The organism is Tepidiphilus sp. HLB4 (assembly GCF_054823945.1).
The window spans coordinates 1-19,684 of sequence record NZ_JSYB01000042.1 but is presented as its reverse complement, the minus strand read 5'-3'; the positions used below and the strand labels follow the sequence as shown (position 1 = coordinate 19,684).

Annotated in this window: 23 protein-coding genes; 7 read left to right on the top strand and 16 right to left on the bottom strand. The window is 68.5% G+C overall.

All coding sequences use genetic code 11. The annotated features are described in order from the left end of the window. Window positions 1-11 precede the first annotated feature (11 nt). The gene (locus OA56_RS07540) at window positions 12-818 is read left to right on the top strand and encodes a symmetrical bis(5'-nucleosyl)-tetraphosphatase (protein ID WP_055422599.1); all 807 of its coding nucleotides are present in this window, start codon (window positions 12-14) and stop codon (window positions 816-818) included. A gap of 4 nt (window positions 819-822) precedes the next feature. On the opposite strand, the gene OA56_RS07535 is transcribed toward OA56_RS07540, so the two are convergent. The 5 genes from OA56_RS07535 to OA56_RS07515 form a co-directional block, all read right to left on the bottom strand. Beyond that, window positions 823-2,475: a methyl-accepting chemotaxis protein gene (locus OA56_RS07535; RefSeq protein WP_461584436.1), complete on the bottom strand. Its 1,653-nt coding sequence runs from the start codon at window positions 2,473-2,475 to the stop codon at window positions 823-825. 13 nt (window positions 2,476-2,488) lie between these two features. Further along, window positions 2,489-4,492, bottom strand: a complete 2,004-nt coding sequence (locus OA56_RS07530; RefSeq protein WP_461584434.1) for a PhoX family protein — start codon at window positions 4,490-4,492, stop codon at window positions 2,489-2,491. A gap of 154 nt (window positions 4,493-4,646) precedes the next feature. Continuing rightward, window positions 4,647-5,087 (bottom strand): type II toxin-antitoxin system VapC family toxin, encoded by a 441-nt coding sequence (locus OA56_RS07525; protein WP_055422602.1) that lies wholly within the window; start codon window positions 5,085-5,087, stop codon window positions 4,647-4,649. Next, window positions 5,084-5,332, bottom strand: a complete 249-nt coding sequence (locus OA56_RS07520; RefSeq protein ID WP_072247883.1) for a hypothetical protein — start codon at window positions 5,330-5,332, stop codon at window positions 5,084-5,086. Before OA56_RS07520 ends, OA56_RS07525 begins: the two co-directional genes overlap by 4 nt. A gap of 140 nt (window positions 5,333-5,472) precedes the next feature. After that, on the bottom strand, window positions 5,473-6,222 hold the full coding sequence (locus OA56_RS07515) for a lysophospholipid acyltransferase family protein (protein WP_461584431.1): 750 nt from the start codon (window positions 6,220-6,222) through the stop codon (window positions 5,473-5,475). Window positions 6,223-6,453: 231 nt separating this feature from the next. Between OA56_RS07515 and OA56_RS07510 the strand changes: the two genes are divergently transcribed. Next, the gene (locus OA56_RS07510; RefSeq protein WP_461584429.1) at window positions 6,454-7,398 is read left to right on the top strand and encodes a carbohydrate kinase family protein; all 945 of its coding nucleotides are present in this window, start codon (window positions 6,454-6,456) and stop codon (window positions 7,396-7,398) included. Next, window positions 7,389-7,862, top strand: coding sequence for an outer membrane lipoprotein (locus OA56_RS07505; protein ID WP_461584427.1), 474 nt, complete (start codon window positions 7,389-7,391; stop codon window positions 7,860-7,862). The genes OA56_RS07510 and OA56_RS07505 overlap by 10 nt, the downstream gene beginning before the upstream one ends. A gap of 3 nt (window positions 7,863-7,865) precedes the next feature. On the opposite strand, the gene OA56_RS07500 is transcribed toward OA56_RS07505, so the two are convergent. From OA56_RS07500 to OA56_RS07465, 8 genes are all read right to left on the bottom strand, one after another. Continuing rightward, window positions 7,866-8,783: a DUF3426 domain-containing protein gene (locus tag OA56_RS07500; protein WP_461584425.1), complete on the bottom strand. Its 918-nt coding sequence runs from the start codon at window positions 8,781-8,783 to the stop codon at window positions 7,866-7,868. Continuing rightward, the gene (gene prmA, locus OA56_RS07495; RefSeq protein WP_461584423.1) at window positions 8,780-9,688 is read right to left on the bottom strand and encodes a 50S ribosomal protein L11 methyltransferase; all 909 of its coding nucleotides are present in this window, start codon (window positions 9,686-9,688) and stop codon (window positions 8,780-8,782) included. Before prmA ends, OA56_RS07500 begins: the two co-directional genes overlap by 4 nt. Then, window positions 9,685-11,064: an acetyl-CoA carboxylase biotin carboxylase subunit gene (gene accC, locus OA56_RS07490; RefSeq protein ID WP_461584421.1), complete on the bottom strand. Its 1,380-nt coding sequence runs from the start codon at window positions 11,062-11,064 to the stop codon at window positions 9,685-9,687. The genes prmA and accC overlap by 4 nt, the downstream gene beginning before the upstream one ends. Before the next feature lie 16 nt (window positions 11,065-11,080). After that, complete coding sequence (gene accB, locus OA56_RS07485; protein WP_055422610.1) at window positions 11,081-11,548, bottom strand: acetyl-CoA carboxylase biotin carboxyl carrier protein; 468 nt, start codon at window positions 11,546-11,548, stop codon at window positions 11,081-11,083. 29 nt (window positions 11,549-11,577) lie between these two features. Next, the gene (gene aroQ / locus OA56_RS07480; RefSeq protein ID WP_055422611.1) at window positions 11,578-12,063 is read right to left on the bottom strand and encodes a type II 3-dehydroquinate dehydratase; all 486 of its coding nucleotides are present in this window, start codon (window positions 12,061-12,063) and stop codon (window positions 11,578-11,580) included. 88 nt (window positions 12,064-12,151) lie between these two features. After that, window positions 12,152-12,565 carry an outer membrane lipoprotein gene (locus OA56_RS07475; protein ID WP_461584418.1) on the bottom strand — a complete coding sequence of 138 codons (414 nt, stop codon included), beginning with the start codon at window positions 12,563-12,565 and terminating at the stop codon, window positions 12,152-12,154. A gap of 92 nt (window positions 12,566-12,657) precedes the next feature. Beyond that, window positions 12,658-13,239, bottom strand: a complete 582-nt coding sequence (locus OA56_RS07470) for a TlpA family protein disulfide reductase (RefSeq protein ID WP_461584416.1) — start codon at window positions 13,237-13,239, stop codon at window positions 12,658-12,660. After that, window positions 13,236-13,853, bottom strand: a complete 618-nt coding sequence (locus OA56_RS07465) for a hypothetical protein (RefSeq protein WP_055422614.1) — start codon at window positions 13,851-13,853, stop codon at window positions 13,236-13,238. Before OA56_RS07465 ends, OA56_RS07470 begins: the two co-directional genes overlap by 4 nt. A 74-nt stretch (window positions 13,854-13,927) precedes the next feature. Between OA56_RS07465 and mpl the strand changes: the two genes are divergently transcribed. The 3 genes from mpl (at window position 13,928) to OA56_RS07450 (ending at window position 17,042) form a co-directional block, all read left to right on the top strand. After that, on the top strand, window positions 13,928-15,298 hold the full coding sequence (gene mpl, locus OA56_RS07460) for a UDP-N-acetylmuramate:L-alanyl-gamma-D-glutamyl-meso-diaminopimelate ligase (protein ID WP_461584414.1): 1,371 nt from the start codon (window positions 13,928-13,930) through the stop codon (window positions 15,296-15,298). Then, window positions 15,295-15,927, top strand: coding sequence for a DNA-3-methyladenine glycosylase family protein (locus OA56_RS07455; protein WP_461584412.1), 633 nt, complete (start codon window positions 15,295-15,297; stop codon window positions 15,925-15,927). The genes mpl and OA56_RS07455 overlap by 4 nt, the downstream gene beginning before the upstream one ends. Before the next feature lie 107 nt (window positions 15,928-16,034). Next, window positions 16,035-17,042 (top strand): hypothetical protein, encoded by a 1,008-nt coding sequence (locus OA56_RS07450; protein WP_461584410.1) that lies wholly within the window; start codon window positions 16,035-16,037, stop codon window positions 17,040-17,042. 1 nt (window position 17,043) lies between these two features. On the opposite strand, the gene OA56_RS07445 is transcribed toward OA56_RS07450, so the two are convergent. The 3 genes from OA56_RS07445 to OA56_RS07435 are packed head-to-tail and all read right to left on the bottom strand — an operon-like array spanning window position 17,044 to window position 18,691. After that, window positions 17,044-17,703: a BON domain-containing protein gene (locus OA56_RS07445; protein ID WP_461584408.1), complete on the bottom strand. Its 660-nt coding sequence runs from the start codon at window positions 17,701-17,703 to the stop codon at window positions 17,044-17,046. Then, on the bottom strand, window positions 17,700-18,251 hold the full coding sequence (locus OA56_RS07440) for a phosphoheptose isomerase family protein (protein WP_055422618.1): 552 nt from the start codon (window positions 18,249-18,251) through the stop codon (window positions 17,700-17,702). The genes OA56_RS07445 and OA56_RS07440 overlap by 4 nt, the downstream gene beginning before the upstream one ends. A gap of 26 nt (window positions 18,252-18,277) precedes the next feature. Then, the gene (locus tag OA56_RS07435; RefSeq protein WP_055422619.1) at window positions 18,278-18,691 is read right to left on the bottom strand and encodes a YraN family protein; all 414 of its coding nucleotides are present in this window, start codon (window positions 18,689-18,691) and stop codon (window positions 18,278-18,280) included. Between the two features lie 11 nt (window positions 18,692-18,702). Here OA56_RS07435 and rsmI point away from each other — a divergent pair, with 11 nt between their 5' ends. Further along, the gene (rsmI, locus tag OA56_RS07430) at window positions 18,703-19,587 is read left to right on the top strand and encodes a 16S rRNA (cytidine(1402)-2'-O)-methyltransferase (RefSeq protein WP_461584405.1); all 885 of its coding nucleotides are present in this window, start codon (window positions 18,703-18,705) and stop codon (window positions 19,585-19,587) included. Window positions 19,588-19,684 lie beyond the last annotated feature (97 nt).

Sequence of the window (19,684 nt, the reverse complement as noted above, 5' to 3'; positions counted from 1 at the left end):
GAGGACGCGGGATGGCGACCTATGCGATCGGCGACGTGCAGGGCTGCTTCACGGCACTGCAGCGCCTGCTCGAGGTGATCGGGTTTACGCCCTCGCGTGACCGGCTGTGGCTGGTGGGCGATCTGGTCAATCGCGGCCCCCAGTCGCTGGAAGTGCTGCGTTTCGTGCGCTCCCTGCCGCCAGATTCGGTCGAGGTGGTGCTGGGCAACCACGATCTGTATCTCTTGATGCGGGCGGCGGGTTACCCCAAACGCGCGCGGGACGACACGCTGGATGCGGTGCTCGCGGCGCCGGATCGCGACGAACTGCTCGACTGGCTGCGTGCACGGCCGCTCCTGGTGGTGGACGAGGCGTTGGGCTACGCGATGGCGCATGCCGGAGTGAGCCCGGTGTGGTCGCTGGCCCAGGCAGCGGCGCGCGCACGCGAGGTGGAAGGGAAACTGCAGGGGGAACTCGGCTGGCTGCTGCGCTTGAAGGGCGACCGTCCCTCGCGCTGGCGCGACGATCTCTCCGGCATGGATCGCCTCCGCTACATCGTCAATGCGTTTACGCGCATGCGCTTCGTGTCGCTGCGTCAGGGGGCGCTGGAGCTGGAAGCGAAAGGGCCGCCGGAGCGGGCACCCAAAGGCACGGTGCCGTGGTTTCGTTGGCCGCGACGCGTCCCCCTGGGGTTGCAGGTAGTGTTCGGGCACTGGTCGGCGCTGGGGTTCTTCGCCGGCGACGGAGTGCTGGGAATCGATACGGGCTGCGTGTACGGCGGGCTCCTCACGGCGGTGCGGCTGGAGGATGCGGCGGTGTTCTCGGTACGGGGGCCGTGAGGATTCAGGCACGGAAGCGCTGCAGCAGCGCGGCGAGCGTCTGCGTGAGCCGGTCGAGCTCACCGGCCGCGTCCCGGCCTTGGCGCGCGAGCTCGGCTAGCGTCTCGGCGGTGCCGGCGACCTTGGCTACTTCCTGGGCGATCTGGCGGTTGACGCCGGCCTGCTCGTGCACGCCGTCGCGGATGGCGCGGGCCTGCTCGCCGATGTCGTCCATGGTGCGCTCGATGGCGTCGATCGCTTCCAGGGCTTCGTGCGCAGAGGCCAGCGTCTCCTGGATGGATTCCTCTCCTTGGGCCATGTCTGCCGCCATCTGCGTGACGCGAGTCTCGACGCGATGGATCGTACCGCCGATTTCGCCGGTGGCCTGCGCCGTGCGCTCGGAGAGCTTGCGCACTTCGTCGGCGACCACGGCAAAGCCACGGCCGTGTTCGCCGGCGCGGGCGGCTTCGATGGCGGCGTTCAGGGCGAGCAGATTGGTCTGCTCGGCCACCTCGCGAATGAGCTCGACCACGTGGCGAACCGACCTCATCTCGCCGTCGATGAGGCGCGCGTCCTCGGCGAGCGCATCGAGCCGCTGTGCGAGCGCTGCGGCCTTGTGAGTGTGGGCGCGCACGCGCCCGGCCGCCGCCCGGCTGTGCTCGATGCCTTGGGCAACGCGCTCGGCCGCCTGCTGGGCATCGGTGGCGGTCTGATCCATGGCCGTGGAGAGCTCTTCGATGCCGGCGGCCATCTCCTGGGCGGATTCGGCCTGGTGGGCCGCCGTGCCGGCGGTGTGGCTGGCGCGTTCGCGTTCGGCGGCGACCGAGGCTTCCAGTTGCTGGGCCGCCTGGGCGAGCGTGGACACGAAACCGCGTAGCTGGGTGCGCATTTCTTTGAGAGCGGCGGCCAGCGAGCCGATCTCGTCGCGCCCGGCGTCGTCGAGCTCGTGGCGCAGGTCGAGCGCGGCCACGGCGCGGGCAAATTCGAGGACGGTGCGCATGCCGTGGCGCAGGCGGCGGGTGGAGAGGGTGGCGAGGGCGACGAGCAGCAGCGCTGCTCCTGCGAACAGGGCGGCGATGGCCAGGCGGTTGCGATCGGATCGCTCGGCGCTGCGTTCGAACGCGGCGCGGGTGCCGTCGCGCTCGAGCGCCATCAGCGCATCGAGCGCGGCGTGGACGTCGCGCAGCTGGGTCTCGATCTGCCCGATGAGCCCCCGTTGGGCGCGGCCCAGCCCGGCGAGATCGTCGCCATAGAGTTCGATGGTCTGGCGCGCGGTGTCCACCGCTTGGCGGAAACGGTGGGCGGATTCTTCCAGTTTGGCGAAGGCGGCGCGTTCGTCCTCGCCCATCGCGCGCTGCCCGAAGGCTGCGAGAATGGCGTCGGCCTGGGTGGCGGTGCGCTCGAGCGCTTGCGGGTCGAAGGAGGAGATTTTCTGGCTCGCGTCGGCGAAGACGCGATAGAGAAAACTCGCCTGCCGCTCGGTGAGCTGCTTGAGCTGGGCGAGATCGACCAAGGGGGCGACTTGGCCGGCGTAGGCGGCGCGCATCGTCTCGGTCTGCGCGGCGATGGTGTGGTAGGCGAGCGCGATCACGAGCGAGAAGAGCCCGATCGCGATCGCGACCATCGTCCAGTAGCGCGCCTGCAGCGACAGGGAAAAGGAGCGAAGCGGGCGCGCCATCGATGCCTGGCCCTCAGCGCGCGGCGAAGACGGGCTCGCCGTTGGCGTGCTCGATCACCAGGGTGGCTGCGCGGGGTCGGCCGCCGCCCAGCTCATGGAACTGCGAATGGGGCCATTCGGAGAAGACCGTGGGATGGGCCGCGAGGAAGGTGGCGAGATCCTGCCCTGGCGGGATGCGCGGTGCCCGCGGGTGCCCTTCGGCCTCGCCGGGGTGCTGGACGTTGACGAACATGGTGCGCCCGTCGTTGCTCCAGGTAAGCCCCGTGATCTCGCAGCCCGAAGGCCCGACGAGGAAACGGCGGATGAGGCCGACGTTAGGGTCGGCCACCAGCATCTGGTTGTTGCCCATACCCTGGTAGGCGCCGGTATTGCTGTAGTTGCCGTCGGTGAGGATCCACAGACGGCCGGCGGCGTCGAACCCGAGCCCGTCGGGGGAGTTGAACATGTTCTCCGGCGTGATCGCGGCGGAGCCGGCGCGCGGATCCCCTTTGGGGTAGGCGAGCGGATTGCCTGCGAGCACGAAGAGATCCCAGGCGAATTCGTCGGCGCTCGGGTCGCCACCTGCTTCCTGCCAGCGCAGGATCTGGCCCCAGCGGTTCTCGGCGCGGGGGTTGGCGGCGTCGACTTCCCCGGGTTTGCGCTTGTCGTTGTTGGTGAGCGTGACGTAGACTTCGCCCGAGACGGGGTGGATGGCGACCCACTCGGGGCGGTCCATCCTGGTGGCGCCGACGATGTCGCCGGCGAGCCGCGCGTGGATGAGGACGTCTGCCTGCGTGGGGAGTCGCGCGTCGGCCGCGAGCAGCGGGTTGCGCGCCTTGTCGAGCAGAATCCACTGTCCGCGCAGACGGGTGCCGTCGGCGGCGGGCTCGGCGGTGAAGCGGGCGACGTAGAGATCGCCCGCATCGAGCAGATCGCGGTTGGCGGCAGGGTTGGCAGGGTCGTAGCGGCCGTGGCTCACGAAGCGGTAGAGGTACTCGAAGCGCTCGTCGTCGCCCATATAGACCACGACGCGCCCATCCGGGGCGAGCGTGACCGCAGCGTTTTCATGCTTGAAGCGGCCAAGCGCCGTGCGTTTCTTGGGGGTGCTCTGCGGGTCGAAGGGATCGATCTCGACCACCCAGCCGAAGCGGTTGGGTTCGTTCGGTTCGCGGCGCAGGTCGAAACGCTCGATCACCTCGAACCAGCGATAGCCCCCGTCCTTGCCGATGCCGTAGCGTTGGTGCAGCGGATCGCTGCTGCCGCCGCCGAAGTAGTTGTGGAAGTTTTCCTCGCAGGTGAGATAGGTGCCCCAGGGGGTGAAGCCGTTGGCGCAGTTGTTGAGCGTGCCGCGCACCCGGGTGCCGCTGGGGTCGGCCGAGGTGCGCAGCAGCGCATGTCCGGCGGCCGGTCCGGTGAGCTCGATGGGGGTGTCGCCGGTGATGCGGCGGTTGTATCTCGACGGGATCACCGGACGCCAGCCGCTCTGACCGTCGCGCTGCAGGTGGACGATGGACACCCCATGGGCGTTGATCGCCTTCATCGCCTTTTCGCGCGTCCAGGGCTCGGTGTATTCCTTCCCGAAGAGGTATTCATAGTTGGTGTATTCGTGGTTGAGCGCGAGCAGACCCTGCTCGAACCCATTGGGACCGAAAGGGAAAAAGTGCATGCCGTCGTGATTGTCGCCGATCTGTCGCGCCTGCTCTTCGGCGCTGGACGAGGCGTCGGGGCGCCAGTAGGCAGAGAAATCGATGAGCGGATCGCCCCAGGGCAGGATGGCGCGCACCACGTAGCCGTCCATGACGGTGACGCGATCGTCGCTGTGGGTAGGGATCGAGCGGGGGAAGGCGGCGAGCAAGGACGAGGACGCGGCAACCGGTTCATCGAGCGAGCGGGCGAGCGCCGCCGGCGAGGCGAAAAAGCCCAGGAACGCAGCCCCACCCGCACCTTGGAGCAGCCGGCGGCGGGCCTGGTCGATGACTTCGTCGAAGGTATTGCCGTGTACCTCGCGCGGTGCGGCGTTGTCTTTCATCGCTTTCATGGGGTGCTCCTCTAGGGCGGATCTCGGTGGCGAGAAGTCTAGAGGCGGTTTGTAACAGGCTGATGACAGGGTTGCTCGAGCACGCCTGCTGGACCTACGAAAGGCTCACCGCCGGGGACGTGAGCCGATTACTGGCCTTGTTCGGGGCGAGGGCTCATTGGGACGATCGTATGCGTAACGGGCTCATGCCCAGCAGTGTTGCGGCTTGCGTGAGCCGGGCATCGAAGCAGGCGAAACACAACTCATCGTTGCTGGCTTGCTGCACCGTCCGCGCGGCCGCCAACTGGACGCTGTCGTAGCCGCGTAGCGCAAACGCGTCGGCAAGAGTGCCGGCGAGCTCGACGAGCGGTTGCGTGACTTCGACGATGGCGTAGCTCGACCAATCGTCCCGCAGCCTGGCGCGCACGGTGTCGATGGCGACCGCATCGGCAGGACGCTCACGGAGGCGTCGCGCCAGCGCCGCCATGGCTTCGGCCCAAGCGATGCGCACGACGGCAACCAGCCGGGCCTGAGCAACGGCGGCAAGCATCGCTGCGCTGCCAACTTCCTCGACGTAGAGTTTGACCAGAGCAGAAGTGTCGCAGAAGAGGATCACCCCCGTCCCTCGATCACCCCTTGGCTGACGGGGGTGCCGCCAGAAGACAGCGTAACTGGCACCTTGGGTTGAGGTTTGCCCCCGTTCCACGAGAGCGTTCCTTCGGCCATCAGACGGCGCAATCCCTCATCGTCAATGACTTTGGTATTGACGGCGAGGCGAGGGTGTCCACGCGCCGCATCACGTTGCCGCAGACGCAAGAGGCGCAGCAGGGTGACTTTGATCTCGTGGATGGAACCATGCATGGCGAGCTTTCCAAGGAAGCGCATGGAGCGCATTATGCCCTGAAAGCCTGGGATCGGCGACACGAGGGGGAAGTGCAACGCCGCGTCTGTTCCGTTGCCCCGACTCGCCAAGCACGATCCGGGGGCGGAAGAGAGGGGGATCACGCGAGGTCTTCTTGCACGCGCTCGCGGATCCAGGCTTCGAGGGCACGGCCGAGCGCCTTGCGGTCGATACCGTGGATGGAAAAGGGCAGGGAAACGTCGATGCGGGCACGCAGCCGCGGTTCGCTCACGATGCGCCATAGCGATTGCATGAGCGTCATCTGGCCGTAGAAGGCCGCGGCGGTGGTGCGTCGGCCGCTCGCGTCATAGTAGCGGATGGCCACGGCCTGAACCGGGGCGCCGGCGTCGATCGCTGGCTGCAGCAGCGCGGCGTGGAAGGGGTGCAGCGACAGGCCGTCGGTGGTGGTGCCTTCGGGGAAGAGGGCCACGCTCTGTCCTTGCCGCAGATGCGACACGAGCTCGCGGGCGAGCGCGGCGGCGTGGCCCCGGCTGCCGCGTCGCAAAAAAATGGTGCCGTTGCGCGCCGCGAGCCAACCGATGAGCGGCCAGCGGCGCACTTCCGCCTTGGCGATGAAGGTGGCGTCGGTCTGCGACAGGACGACGAAGACGTCGATCCAGGAGACGTGATTGAGGGCGAGCAAGGCGCCGGCGGCGAATTCGCCGTGCCGCTCCACCTCGATGCCGCACAGGGCGAGGAGGCGTTGCGACCAGCGCCGCCGCAATAGGGCGCGGGTGGCGGCATCGGCGAAAGGAAAGCGCAGGACGATGGTGGCGAGCCCGGTGGCGAGATGCAGAGCGAGGAGGGCGAAGCGCAGCGCCCGGATCGGTCGGGGAACGGGACGGGGCATGGCGATCGGCGGTGCGAGTGGGTGACCGGCGCATGGTAGCGGATAAAGGGACGCCGCGGACGGGCTGCGCCGCGGCTGCGTGGCGGCGTCGTGCGGATTTCCGCCGGCCTCGCTCAGGGGGTGTGCATGAGGCGGTTTTTTTGGCGCCGCTCCCGGGTGGATTTACCGCCTGCATCCTCGTCGCTCCCGTATAATCGCCCTCTACTCGGCAAGGCGATGAAGGGAGCGGCGATGGCGCGTATCGTGGTGTGCGGGTCGATGGCTTACGACACGATCATGGTGTTCGAGGATCGTTTCCGCGAGCACATTCTGCCGGACAAGATCCACATGCTGAACGTGGCCTTCACCGTACCCAGGCTGCGGCGCGAGTTCGGCGGCTGCGCCGGCAACATCGCCTACGGCTTGAAGCAGCTGGGTTCCGAGCCGGTAATCGTCGCCACCGTGGGGGAGGACGCGCAGCCGTATTTCGACCGGCTCGGGGCGCTGGGGATCTCGCGTGAGGGGATCGCCGTGCTGCCGGGGGAATACACGGCGCAGGCCTTCATCACCACCGACCTCGACGACAACCAGATCACCGCCTTTCATCCGGGGGCGATGGCTTCGTCGCATCGCAATCCGGTGGCAGGAAAAATGAACGGGCAGTGGGCAATCGTGGCCCCCGATGGTCTCGAGGGGATGATCGCCCATTGTGCGGCGCTCGCCGAGGCTGGCATTCCTTTTGCCTTCGATCCGGGGCAGGCCCTGCCCCTTTTTTCCGGCAAGCAGTTGTTGCAGTGCCTGGAACCGGCACGGGTCTGCGCCGTCAATGATTACGAGGCGCAGCTCATGGAGGTGCGCACGGGTCTGTCGCTGGTGGCCTTGGCCGCGCGGGTCGAGGCCTTCGTCGTGACACGGGGGGCTTTGGGCGCCTGGGTCTTCGTCGAGGGCGAGCGCTTCGAGGTGCCGCCGGTGCGCCCCGATGCGGTGGTCGATCCGACCGGCTGTGGCGATGCCTTCCGCGCCGGCCTTCTCCATGCAGTCGCCTCGGGCAGCGACTGGATCCGGGCGGTGCGTCTGGGTGCCGTGCTCGGCGCAATCAAGATCGCCTCGCGCGGAGCGCAGAATTACACGCTGCGGCACGAGGAACTCGCGCGGCGTTATGAGGAAACCTATCAGGAGGATTGGCCATGGCAGTGAGCGGGAAGATGCAAGGCTTGGGGGCGGCACTGGCGCTGGCGGCGGCGCTTGCCGCGGCCGGGTGCGCTTCGGGTCTGGGCGGAGGAACCTATGGCCGGGAAGAAGCGCGCCGGATGATGACGGTGCAGTACGGCGTGGTCGAGGCAGTCCGTCCCGTGCAGCTCGAAGGCACGAAATCCCCCTTGGGGGCGGGCGCCGGGGCGGTGGTCGGCGGCGTGGCGGGCAGCGGCGTCGGTGGGGGCCGCGGCGAGATCGTCGGGGCGACGGTGGGCGCGGTGGCCGGCGGCCTCGCCGGGGCCGCGCTGGAAGAGGTGGCCACGCGCAAACCGGGTGTGGAAGTGACGGTTCGCCTCGAAAACGGACGGGTGATCGCGGTGGTGCAGGAAGATCAGGGCGAAGGTTTTCGCGTCGGCGAGCGGGTGCGGGTGGTCAACGACGGCGGCACGACGCGGGTGGCGCGCTGAGGCTCAGGGAGCGATCGGCCTGAGTTCATAGCCGACGATGCCGGCTTCGAAAGTTTCCAGGGCGAGGGTGCGTTCCACCCGTTCTCCGGGCGGGAAGTAGGGGCCCGTCGCCCCCCATTCCTGCGGCGGGATGGGGCGGCGCAAGAGCGTACGGCCGATGGCGTCGCTCAACGTCAGTTCCAGCGTGGGCCAGGGCAAGGGGTAGGCAGCGCGGTTGCGCAGCGCAAACGTGAGCGTCCAGCGCCCCGGCGCGGGCTCGCGGATGAGCTCGGAATGCTCCAGCACGAGTTGCTGCAGGTCGACGGGCGGGGAGACGGTACAGCCCAATTCCTGGCAGATCTGTTCCCAGTAGGAGAAGGTCTGCGGAAAGCGCTGGATCCATTCCTGGCGCCAGAGGTAGGCGACTTGGGCGAGCGCCGCGAGGAGCAGGAGCAGCACGGCGAGGAGTGCGAAGGGGGAGGGGCCTGGGGGTTGCCGCTCGAAGGGGAAGGTCGTGGGCACGAGCGGCGGTTCGCTCAGCAGCGGTTCGGCCGGGAAACTAGGCGCTTGCTCCCTGTCCGTCTCGCGGTGCGGTTCGTTGGCGGGCGCAGCGGCGGACGAGGTTGCGGGCGTCCGTTCGCTCTGCTGGCGATCACCGCTGGCAATGGCTTCCCAGGCGGGGCTAAAGACGGTCGGTTGGTCGAGTTCGGGCAGCGTCGCCGCGTTGGTTTCGGGGGCGGGCGGCGCGGGGGTGTGCAGCAGGCGGTCGAAATCGAGCCGTTGGGCGGGTTCGGCTGCGGCATCGAGGGCATGGCGGGCGGTGTCGAACGGCTCGAGGCAGTGGCCGCAGCGTGCCCAGCCGCGGGAGCGCTCGAGCTTGGCCGGGTCGACGCGGAAGACGGTCTGGCAATGGGGGCAGCGGACGCGGCGCAGGGCGTTCATGCGGGGCGCATCCCTTCGAGGCGGATCCAGCCTTCGTCTTCGGCGCCCTCGGTGAGCGCGATCCACGGGGCGTAGGCGGCCACGACCTCCTCGGCTTGTTCGGCGAGGATGCCGGAGAGGGCGAGTTCCCCTCCGGGACGCACGGCCTGGGCGATGAGAGGGGCGAGCACGCACAGCGGCTTGGTGAGGATGTTGGCCACGACCCGGTCGAAGGTGCCGGGCGGCAGGTCGCGGGCGTGGTGCAGTTCCAGCGCCACGCCGTTGCGCTCGGCGTTGTAGCGGGCCGTCTCGAGCGCTTTGTCGTCGATGTCGACGCCAACCACGCGCGCCGCGCCCAGCTTGGCCGCCGCGATGCCAAGGATGCCGGAGCCGCAGCCGTAGTCGAGCACCGTGTCGCCCGGGCGCACGTGCGCGAGCAGCCAGCGCAGGCACAGGCGGGTGGTGGGGTGCGAGCCGGTGCCGAAGGCGAGTCCCGGATCGAGGGTGAGCGTGATCGCACTGGGATCGGGCGATTCGTGCCAGGAGGGGACGATCCACAGCCGGCCGTCGATGGGGATGGGGTCGAACTGGCTCTGCGTGAGCCGCACCCAGTCGGCATCGGCGAGCGGTTCCACGATGGGTTCGGGTACCTGGGCGAGCCCAATGCTGCGCGCGGCGGCCGCGAGGCTCGCGCGCCAGTCGGCTTCGGCCTCGAAGAGGGCGAGCACTACCGAGCGCTCCCACAGCCGCTCCGGGTGCAGCCCGGGTTCGCCGAACTGTGGCCGCTCGGCTGGCGTGCCGGCGTCGGCGTCCTCGATGCCGACCGAGAGCGCCCCGTGGATGAGCAAGGCTTCGGAGAGCCGCTCGGCGAGCTCGGCCGGGGCAGTGAGGCGGACGTTGAGCCAGCGCGGCTCGGCTGCGCTCATCGGCTGCGCTCCGCCGCGGTGCGCCGCGCTTCGAGCCATTGCTCGAGATAGTGGATCGAAACGCCGCCGTCGCGGAAGGGGCCGTCGTTCATCAGCTCGAAGTGCAGCGGGGCGTTGGTGTGGATGCCGTCGATGACGAGCTCCTGCAGCGCGCCGCGCATCTTGGCGATCGCCCCTTCGCGCGTATCGGCGTGCGCGATCAGCTTACCGATGAGCGAGTCGTAGTGCGGCGGCACGCGATAGCCGGTGTAGACGTGCGAATCGACCCGCACGCCGGGGCCGCCGGGCGGATGCCAGTGGGTGATGAGCCCGGGGCTTGGGGTGAATTTGTAGGGGTCCTCGGCGTTGATGCGGCATTCGATGGCGTGACCGCGCAGGACGACGTCCTTTTGCCGGAACCAGAGCTTCTCGCCGGCGGCTACCCGGATCTGCGCCTGTACCAGGTCGATGCCCGTGATCATCTCGGTGACCGGGTGCTCGACCTGGATACGGGTGTTCATCTCGATGAAGTAGAACTCCCCGTTTTCATAGAGGAATTCGAAGGTGCCGGCACCGCGGTAGCCGATGCGTCGGCAGGCGTCGACGCAGCGCTCGCCGAGCGCGGCGATCTTCTTGCGGTCGATTCCCGGTGCAGGGGCCTCTTCCAGGATTTTCTGGTGGCGGCGCTGCATGGAGCAGTCGCGCTCGCCCAGCCACACGGCGTGGCCGTGTTCGTCGGCGAGTACCTGGATCTCGATGTGGCGCGGGCGTTCGAGGTATTTTTCGAGATAGACGGTAGGGTTGCCGAAGGCCGCCTGGGCCTCGCTGCGCGTCATGGCCACGGCGTTGAGGAGCGCCGCTTCGGTGTGCACCACGCGCATGCCGCGTCCGCCGCCGCCGCCGGCCGCCTTGATGATGACGGGGTAGCCGATACGCCGCGCGAGCGCAAGGATGGTATCGGGGTCTTCCGGGAGCGCTCCGTCGGAGCCGGGTACGCAAGGTACGCCGGCTTCTTTCATCGCCGCCTTGGCGCTCACCTTGTCGCCCATCAGGCGAATGGTCTCGGGCCGCGGACCGATGAAGACGAAGCCGGAAGCCTCGACCCGCTGGGCGAAGTCGGCGTTCTCCGAGAGAAAACCGTAGCCGGGGTGGATCGCCTCGGCGTCGGTGACCTCGGCCGCGGCGATGATGGCCGGGATGTTGAGGTAGCTCTGGGCCGAAGGGGCCGGACCGATGCAGACGGACTCGTCGGCGAGCAGCACGTTCTTCGCTTCGCGGTCGGCCTCGGAGTGCACGGCCACGGTGCGGATGCCCAGCTCGCGGCAGGCGCGCAGGACGCGCAGCGCGATCTCGCCGCGGTTGGCGATCAGCACTTTCTTGAAAGGAGGAGCTTGCATATCGGGGAGAAATCCTTTACGAGATCACGAAGAGGGGCTGGCCGTATTCGACGGGTTCGCCGTTCTCCACCAGGATGGCGGTGACGGTGCCGGCGACGTCGGATTCGATCTCGTTCATGAGTTTCATCGCTTCGATGATGCACAGGCGGTCGCCCGGCTTGACCTTGCTTCCCACTTCGACGAATGGCGCCGCGGTGGGCGAGGGGGCGCGGTAGAAAGTGCCGACCATGGGGGATTTGACGATGTGCCCTGCGGGCAGTGCCGATTCGGCAGAAGGGGCCGGCTCGGTGGGGGCGGCGACGGCCTGCGGGGCCACCGGCACGGGAGAGGCGACGACCGTAGGGCCGGCAGGTGCGGGCATGGTGAAGTTGGTGGGCGGGTGCTTGGCGATGCGCACCTTTTCTTCGCCTTCGGTGATTTCGAGCTCCGCGATGCCCGATTCTTGTACGAGGTCGATGAGTTTCTTGATTTTGCGCAGGTCCATGGAGTTTCCGCGTCGAAGAGGTTGAGAGGTCAGTCGGCGGCGTTCAGTGCACGCAAGGCGTATTCGAGCGCCGCCTCGTAGCCGTAGGCACCCAGGCCGCAGAGGACGCCGACGGCCTGGTCGGAGAGGTAGGAGTGATGCCTGAAGGGCTCTCGGGCATGGATGTTGGAGAGGTGCACTTCGATGAAAGGGATGCTCACCGCCGCGAGGGCGTCGCGCAGCGCCACGCTGGTATGGGTGTAGGCGCCAGGGTTGATGAGGATGAAGTCTACGCCTTCTTCCATCGCCGCCTGGATGCGGTCGACGAGCTCGCCTTCGTGGTTGCTCTGAAAGGATTCGAGGCGGGCACCGGCGGCCTGCGCCCGCGCTTCGAGCCGGGCGTGGATGTCGGAGAGCGTGGTGCGGCCGTAGATTTGAGGCTCGCGCACGCCGAGCAGATTGAGATTGGGGCCGTGAAGGACGAGAATGCGCGGCACCGAGCGTTCGTCGGTGCCGGGGCCGGAAGGATCTTGCATCGTGCCCGCTCCGGGTTTCGTGATCGAAACCCGAAGTTTGCCGCAAATCGCCGACAAAATCTACCGGCGCGCACGCGCAGGATGCGGCTCAGCGCGGCACGACGGTATCGCCGAGGACGCGAACTTTTTGGCCGGCGCGAACGGTGGGGGTCTTGTCGGTACGTACTGAACGGTAGGTTCCATCGTCCATGCGCACGACGATCTCGTATTCCTCGTCGGAACGCAGGCGTCGCTCGATTTCGCGGCCGGCGAGCGCACCGCCGACCACGCCAATGACGGTGGCCGCCGTCTTGCCCGAGCCGGAGCCGATCTGGCTGCCCACGAGGCCGCCGGCGACACCGCCGCCGATCGCGCCGAGCACGCCCGGTGAGTCGCGCTTGACGACGTGGATCGAATCGACGACACCGCACTCGGGGCACGAGACCGTCCCCTGGGCATGGGCGAGGCTCACGCCGAAGCACAGGAAGAACAACAGAAAAAGATGCCGCAACGAGAGGGACATGGCAGTCTCCGAGGAAAAAGTGTCTATTTTCATCATAGCATGCGCCCGGGCAAGGCGTTGGATGAGAAGGTGCAACGGGAAATTGCTGGAAATCAACGGGACGCGGCGTCGTCCGTGAGGGCGGCGTGGATCCAGCCGTCGAGCTTGGCGCGGGTCACGGGTCCGACCTGGGCGGCGACCTGTTCCTCGTGGGGGTCGATCACCAGGGTGAAGGGAAGGACCCGGCGGCGGTTGCCCAGGGGGACGGTGAGATCGAGGAGCGCGGGCGGGGCGAGGAGGACGGGATAGGGCAAGGGGGTGCGTTCGAGATAGCGGCGCACGGCCTCTTTGTCGTCGAGCGCGAGGCCGAGGAATTGTACTTTTTCTTCCGGCCACGCCTGGCTCGCGGCGGCGAGCAGCGGCAGCTCGGCGCGGCAGGGAGGACACCACGTGGCCCAGAAATTGACGATGCGCACGCGCTCGCGCCAGTCGGTGGCGATGCGCCTGGGGGTTCCGTCGGGCTCTTGCAGCTTGGCATAGATGAGGCGGGAGAGCGCCGCGTGCGCCGCCGGGTCGCCCTGGGGGCGGGCGAGCCACAGGAGGGTTCCCCCTAACCCCAGGGCAGCGAGGGCGGCGAGCAGCCGCCGGCGCCGTAGGAATGGGGAGGATGCCTCTTCCTGGTCGGCGGAGGTCATCGCGCGGGCTCGGCCGGAGAAAGAGAGGCGGGCGGTTCGAGCAGGGCAAGGACGGCCGGCAGCCGCGCCCGGTGTTCGCTGCGCTTGAGGTTGCGCTCGCTCGACAGGGGCCAGATGCGCAGGCTCACCGGCACGCCGTGCCAGTCGAACTCGAAGACCGTTTCGGGTTCTTTGGCGCCACCGGCGCGCGGCGTGTGGACGTCGAAACGCAGCCAGGGGTGGTTGAGCAGGAAGATCTCGACTTCCTTGGCGCTCTCGGCGTAGAGGTCGATGTCGACGACCGACAGCGGCCCGGCGGTGCCCTCGAGCACGTGGCCCACGAGGTAGGTGCTCCAGGGCTCGAGCCAGCGCATCACTTCGGCGGCGGCGCGGCGCATGCGCCCGAGCCGCTCGGCGTCGTCCTCGTCCTGGTATTCGGCGGCGCGGCGCGCGAGCGCTTCTTCGATCGCTTCGTTGGTGGGCAGCATGGTGCGCGGCGACAACCCGAGCTGCTTGACGGCCTTGCGCTTGGCGAGCGCATAGTCTCGTATGCCTTCGTCGTAGATGAGCCGCGCGGCAAGCTCGGCGATCTCTTCGCGGGCGTCGAGCGACTCGAAGGTGCGGCTGCTGGGCATGGGCGTTCCACGGGTTGTGCAGGATCGTGGGGCATTTTACCATCGGCGTTTTTCCGCTCGAGGGGTAAGAGGCGATGCGCATCCATGTGCTGGGGATCGGTGGCACCTTCATGGGAAGCCTCGCGCTTTTGGCGCGGCAGGCCGGGCACGAGGTCAGCGGCTGTGACGCGAATGTGTATCCGCCCATGTCCGAGCTGCTCGAGGCCGAGAGGATCGATTGGATCGAGGGCTACGGGGCGGAGCAGGCGGATCTGCCGGTCGATGTCTTCGTGGTGGGCAATGCCATCTCGCGCGGCAACCCATTGCTCGAGGAGATCCTCGACCGGGGGCTGCCCTACGTCTCCGGGCCGCAGTGGCTGGCCGAGCACATCCTGCCCGGCCGGTGGACGCTGGCGGTGGCAGGAACGCACGGCAAGACGACCACGAGTTCGATGCTCGCCTGGATTCTCGAGGCGAACGGGCTCGCTCCGGGTTTTCTCATCGGTGGAGTGCCGGGAAATTTCGCGCGTTCATCGCAGTTGGGGGCGGGGCCGTTCTTTGTGATCGAGGCCGACGAGTACGACACGGCCTTCTGCGACAAGCGGGCGAAATTCGTGCACTATCGGCCGCGCACGGCGATTCTCAACAACCTGGAGTTCGACCACGCGGACATCTACCCCGATCTGGCGGCGATCGAGACGCAGTTCCACCATCTGGTGCGCACGATGCCGCGCTCGGGGCGCATCGTGGCGCTCGCCGGCGAAGCGGCACTCGAACGGGTGCTCGCCCGCGGCTGCTGGTCGCAGGTGGAGCGCTTCGGGCTGGTGCCGGGTCCGGATGCGGAATGGACGGTGGCGGTCGCGGAAGACGGCGCTTCGGCCGAGTTCTTCTGCGAGGGGCGCCCGCTGGGCGAGATCGCACTGCCGGTGCCGGGGCGGCACAACGCCCTCGATGCGCTCGCGGCGCTCGCCGCGGCGCGCCACGTCGGGGTGCGTCCGCAGGATGGGCTCGCGGCGCTGGCCGAATTCCGCGGCGTGCGTCGGCGGCTGGAGCGGCGCGGGGTCGTGGCCGGCGTGGCGGTCTATGACGATTTCGCCCATCATCCGACGGCGATCCGCGAGACGATCGCCGCGCTGCGTCCGCGCGTGCCGGGGCGCTTGATCGCGGTCTTCGAGCCGCGTTCGAACACGATGAAACTGGGCGTGATGCGCGCCGCCTTGCCCGAGGCGCTCGCCGGAGCGGATCGGGTGCATTGCTACGCCAGGGGTCTGAGCTGGGATGCGCGCGAGGCGCTGGCCCCGCTCGGGGTGCGGGCGACGGTGGGCGAGGAGATCGAGGCGTTCGTGGCCGGAATCGTCGCGCAGGCGCGCCCGGGCGATGCGATCCTCGTGATGAGCAACGGCAGTTTCGAGGGCATCCACGAGCGGCTGCTCACGGCGCTCGCCGCACGCGAGGGAGGATCATGAGCGAAGGGGGGATGGCTCCCGAGTGGTGGGAAGAAGCCTGCGCGGCGCTGGGGGCGCGCGACGCCTTGCTCGCGACGCTGATCGCGCGGTCAAGGCCGCCCGCCGTGGCGCCCTCCGGCGATGCATTCGCCACGCTCGCCCGGGCGATCGTCGGGCAGCAGCTGTCGGTGCAGGCGGCGCGCCGGGTGTGGGAGCGGCTCGAAGGAGGACTCGGGGCGATCTCACCGCAGACCGTGCTCCAGGCGGGGGCGGCGCGCCTGCGCGAGGCGGGCCTGTCCGGCGCCAAGGCGTCCTGGCTCGTCAGTCTGGCGGAGCATTTCATCGCCGGGCGGCTCGATCCCCGGCGCTGGCGGGAGATGGGCGACGAGGAGATCCTGCGCACGCTGCTCGCCGTGCGTGGCGTCGGTCGCTGGACGGCGGAGATGTTCCTCATCTTCCATCTGTGGCGGCCGGACGTGTGGCCGATCGACGACCTGGGTCTGCGCCGGGCGCTCGTGCGCCATGCAGGGCTGCCGCAGAAGGCACCGCGGCGGGTGTGGCTCGAAGCCGGCGAGCGCTGGCGTCCGTGGCGCACGGCGGCGACGTGGTATCTCTGGCGCAGCTTGGAGGCGGAGATCGTGGTGTACTGAGCGGGTCCGCGGCAGGGGGGCTTGAACTGGCACACAACCCTTTATGGCCTCAAGTTTTTTTGGCATTTGCCGTAAACACACCCAAGACGTTCCGGGGGAGAGGGGCCATGAAGATCGTGGATTCACGGGTGGCGATGGAATCGCAGTCTGCGTCGTGGCAACGGCAAGAGGCGTCGCTACGCCTGACGTGGCGGAAGGAGGGGGCGAGCGGAAGCAGGGATGAGGCCGCCGCGCGGCTGCAGGAGGCGGGGCGGCAGATGCAGACTTCCGCCGCGATTCCGACCGAGCCGGTGCAGGAGGAGGGGGATTTGTCCCCGTCTTTACAGGTGTTGAAACGCCTGCTCGAGTGGGCTTTGGGGCGTTCGATCGATCTGGTCGAAGTCCGTCAGATCGAGACGCCATCGGCGGAAGTGCCGGCGGCCGCTCGCGTGCCCGAAGATTCCGCCAGTAGTTCAGCCAGCAGCGGCACCGGTTTGGGCGGGACGCTGACGGTGCGTACCCTGACGGTGGAGCAGCTCTCCTTCTCGGCGAGTGGCCGCGTGCAGACGGCCGACGGGCGCAGCATCGAGTTTTCTCTGGGCTTGGCGCTCACGCGCGCCACCGCCACCGAGGTGCGGGCGGCGTTCGGTGCGGAGGCGCAAGATCCGCTGGTGCTCGATTTCGCCGACACGGAGGCGGAATTGCGCGACTTCGGCTTTCGCTTCGATCTGCACGGCGACGGCTCGGAGGTGAATCTGCCGCTGCCGACGAGCGGCAAGGGGTTCCTCGTGTTCGATCGCGATGGCAATGGCCGCGTCGATGACGGACGGGAGCTCTTCGGTCCGAGCACCGGCGACGGCTTCGGCGAACTCGCTGCGCTCGATACCGACGGCAACGGCTGGATCGACGAGAGCGACCCGGCGTGGTCGCAGCTCTACGTCTGGCATCCGTATCGTCGCGATGCCTTGATCGCGCTGCCCGAGGCGGACGTCGGCGCGATCGGCCTGGCGCGGGCGGCGACGCCGCTGACGGTGACCGACGGCAGCCAGGCTCTGGGGATGCTGCGCAGCACGGGAATCTATCTGCGCGAGTCGGGCAGCGTCGGCACCGTCTCGCACCTCGACGTGAAAGCCTGAATCAGGGGTTGCCTTTCGGCGTATCCTTGGGTTCGGCGCCTTGGCGGTCGAGCCGGCGGGCTTCTTCTTCGGGGATGTATTCGAAGACGCGCACGACCTTGCGCACGCCGCTGGTGGTGCGGGCGATCTGGGTGGCGGCGTCGGCCTCGCGCCGGGTGACGAGCCCCATGAGGTAGACGACGCCGTTCTCGGTGACGACTTTGACATGGTTGGCGGCGAAGGCGCCTTTGCTCTGGTTGACGAAGCGGGCCTTGACCTGCGCCGTGATGCTCGAATCGCTCGCGCGCGAGCCGAGCGAGGTGGGGTTGGCGATCTGGATCTCGTTGACCACGTCGCGCACGTTGTCGGTCTCGCGGGCGAGCTGCTCGGCCAGCGCCTTGTCTGTCTCGCGCGGGGCTTCGCCCGTGAGCAGCACGATGCGGTTGTAGGAAGTGACGTTGATGTGGACGCGATCGCCCAGGCGCTGGGCGATCTTGTCGCCGACTTTCCATTCGATCGCCTCGTCGTCGACCATGGCGCCGCTGGTGCGCCGGTCGGAGGCGACCGAGGCGGTTACCGCCGCGCCGCCCGCCATGATGGGAAAACAGCCGGCAAGCGGCAGCGCCGTCGCGGCAGCGATCGCGAACAGGACGAGGGTGGAACGCAGAGGGATGCGGGTCATGCGAAATCTCCGAGGAGAACGGCGTCGAGGGCTTCGACGAGAAGATCGAGCGTGAAGAGCATGAGTTCGCCGTGGCGCGACGGCGGCAGTTCCGGCAGCTCCAGCGGGACGTCGCTGCCGGCGAGTTCGGCGAACCATGTGCCCGCGGGGTCGGTGCCGAGCGCGACCAGGGCGATGCCGTTTTCGTGGGCGGCCTCGCGCAGCGCCGTGGCGGTCGGATTCGGACGGGCGAAGAGCAAGACGAGCGTATCGCCCGGCTGCGCCAGCGCCGTGAAGGGGCGAAGCACGTCCTCTCCTTCGCCTTCGAGCCGCAGTGCCGCCACCGGCGGGCGCTCGCGGTCGAGCCCATGCCACAGGCGCTGCACGAAGAGCTCGGCGAGCGCCCGTTCCGGCCCCTCGGCCCAGACGAGGATGCGGCCGCTCTGCAGCAGGCTCTGCGCGAGAATCTCGGCGGCCGCGGCGCAGGGGGCGGCGAGCGCCGGTGCCGTCTCCTGCAAGAGGGCGGCCTGGAAGAGGAAGGGCTCGGTGAGGTGTTCGATCAGATCCATCGATTTAGTCTAACATGGCGTGTCGCTCACCATGCCGCGCCGAGGTCGAAGGCGCCTTGGATCCACTCGGGGATCTGCGCTTCGCCGTCGAAGGCGAGCACGTCGAAGCGGCAGGGGCGGTCCATATGGTGTCGCCCTGCGGGACCGTTGAGCCAGTAGCGGGCCGCAGCGAGGATGCGCCGCTGTTTTGCGGCAGTGACGCTCTCGGCGGCGCCGCCGTAGTCGCTGCGCCGGCGGTGGCGGACTTCGAAGAAGACGAGCGTGCCGTGGTGCAGGCCGATGAGGTCGATCTCCCCGCGGCGGCTGGCGGCGTTGCGCGCGAGCAGGCGCACGCCTTGGCGTTCGATCCAGGCGGCGGCGAGCGCCTCGTACGCGGTGCCGACGGCGCGGGCGCTTGTGGCGGGGGCGGGATTGGGCGCAAAATCGGGTTTTCGTGTCATGGGCGTGAGCGATGGATCCGGAAGTGATCGCGCAGGGGGCGTGGCGTCAGGCCGCGCCGGCGCTCTACGTGGTGGCTACCCCTTTGGGGAATCTGGCCGATCTGAGTCCGCGGGCGCGCGCGGTACTTGCTGGGGTCGATTGTATCGCGGCCGAGGACACGCGCCACAGCCAGCGGCTGCTCGATGCCTGGGGCATCCGCACGCCGATGCTGCCGGCGCACGAGCACAACGAGCAGGCCGCGGCGCAGGCGATCGTGGTGCGGCTTTCGCGTGGCGAACACGTGGCGCTGATTTCCGATGCGGGCACGCCCGGCATCTGCGATCCGGGCGCGCGCATCGTCGCCGCCGTGCGCGCGGCCGGCTTCGCGGCGGTGCCGGTGCCGGGGCCGAGCGCCGTGATCGCGGCGCTGTCGGTGGCCGGTTTCGTCGAGCCGGGGTTTCGCTTCATCGGGTTTCTGCCGCCGAAGCAGGCGGCGCGGCGCAAGCTCCTGGCTTCGCTCGCGGCCGAGGAAGTGCCGGTGGCGTGCTACGAGGCGCCGCACCGGGTGCGGGAGAGCGTGGCCGACATGCTGGAGGTGCTGGGCGGGACGCGCGAACTCTTCCTTGCGCGCGAGCTCACCAAGCGCTTCGAGGAAACGGTGCGCCTGCCACTTGCGCAGATGCCTGCTTGGCTCGAGGAGCGCCCCGAGCGCACGCGCGGCGAGTTCGTCCTCATTCTGGGTCCGGGAGAGGCGCAGGCCGCGCGCGAGGAAGAGGGGCGGAGGGTGCTCGCGCGCCTGACGCAGGCCGGGGTGCCGTTCGGCGAGGCGGTGCGGCTGGCGGTGGAATTGACTGGCGCGTCCAAGAACCGGCTTTACGCCCAAGGGCTCGCCAGAGGGCGGGAAGATGAGGATTGAAGGAGCTAACTCTCGTATTACAAAAAGTGCAAATTAGTCCATAATGGTGTTCATGGAAAACACCATAAGCACAGGCAAGGCGGCAAAACTTCTTGGC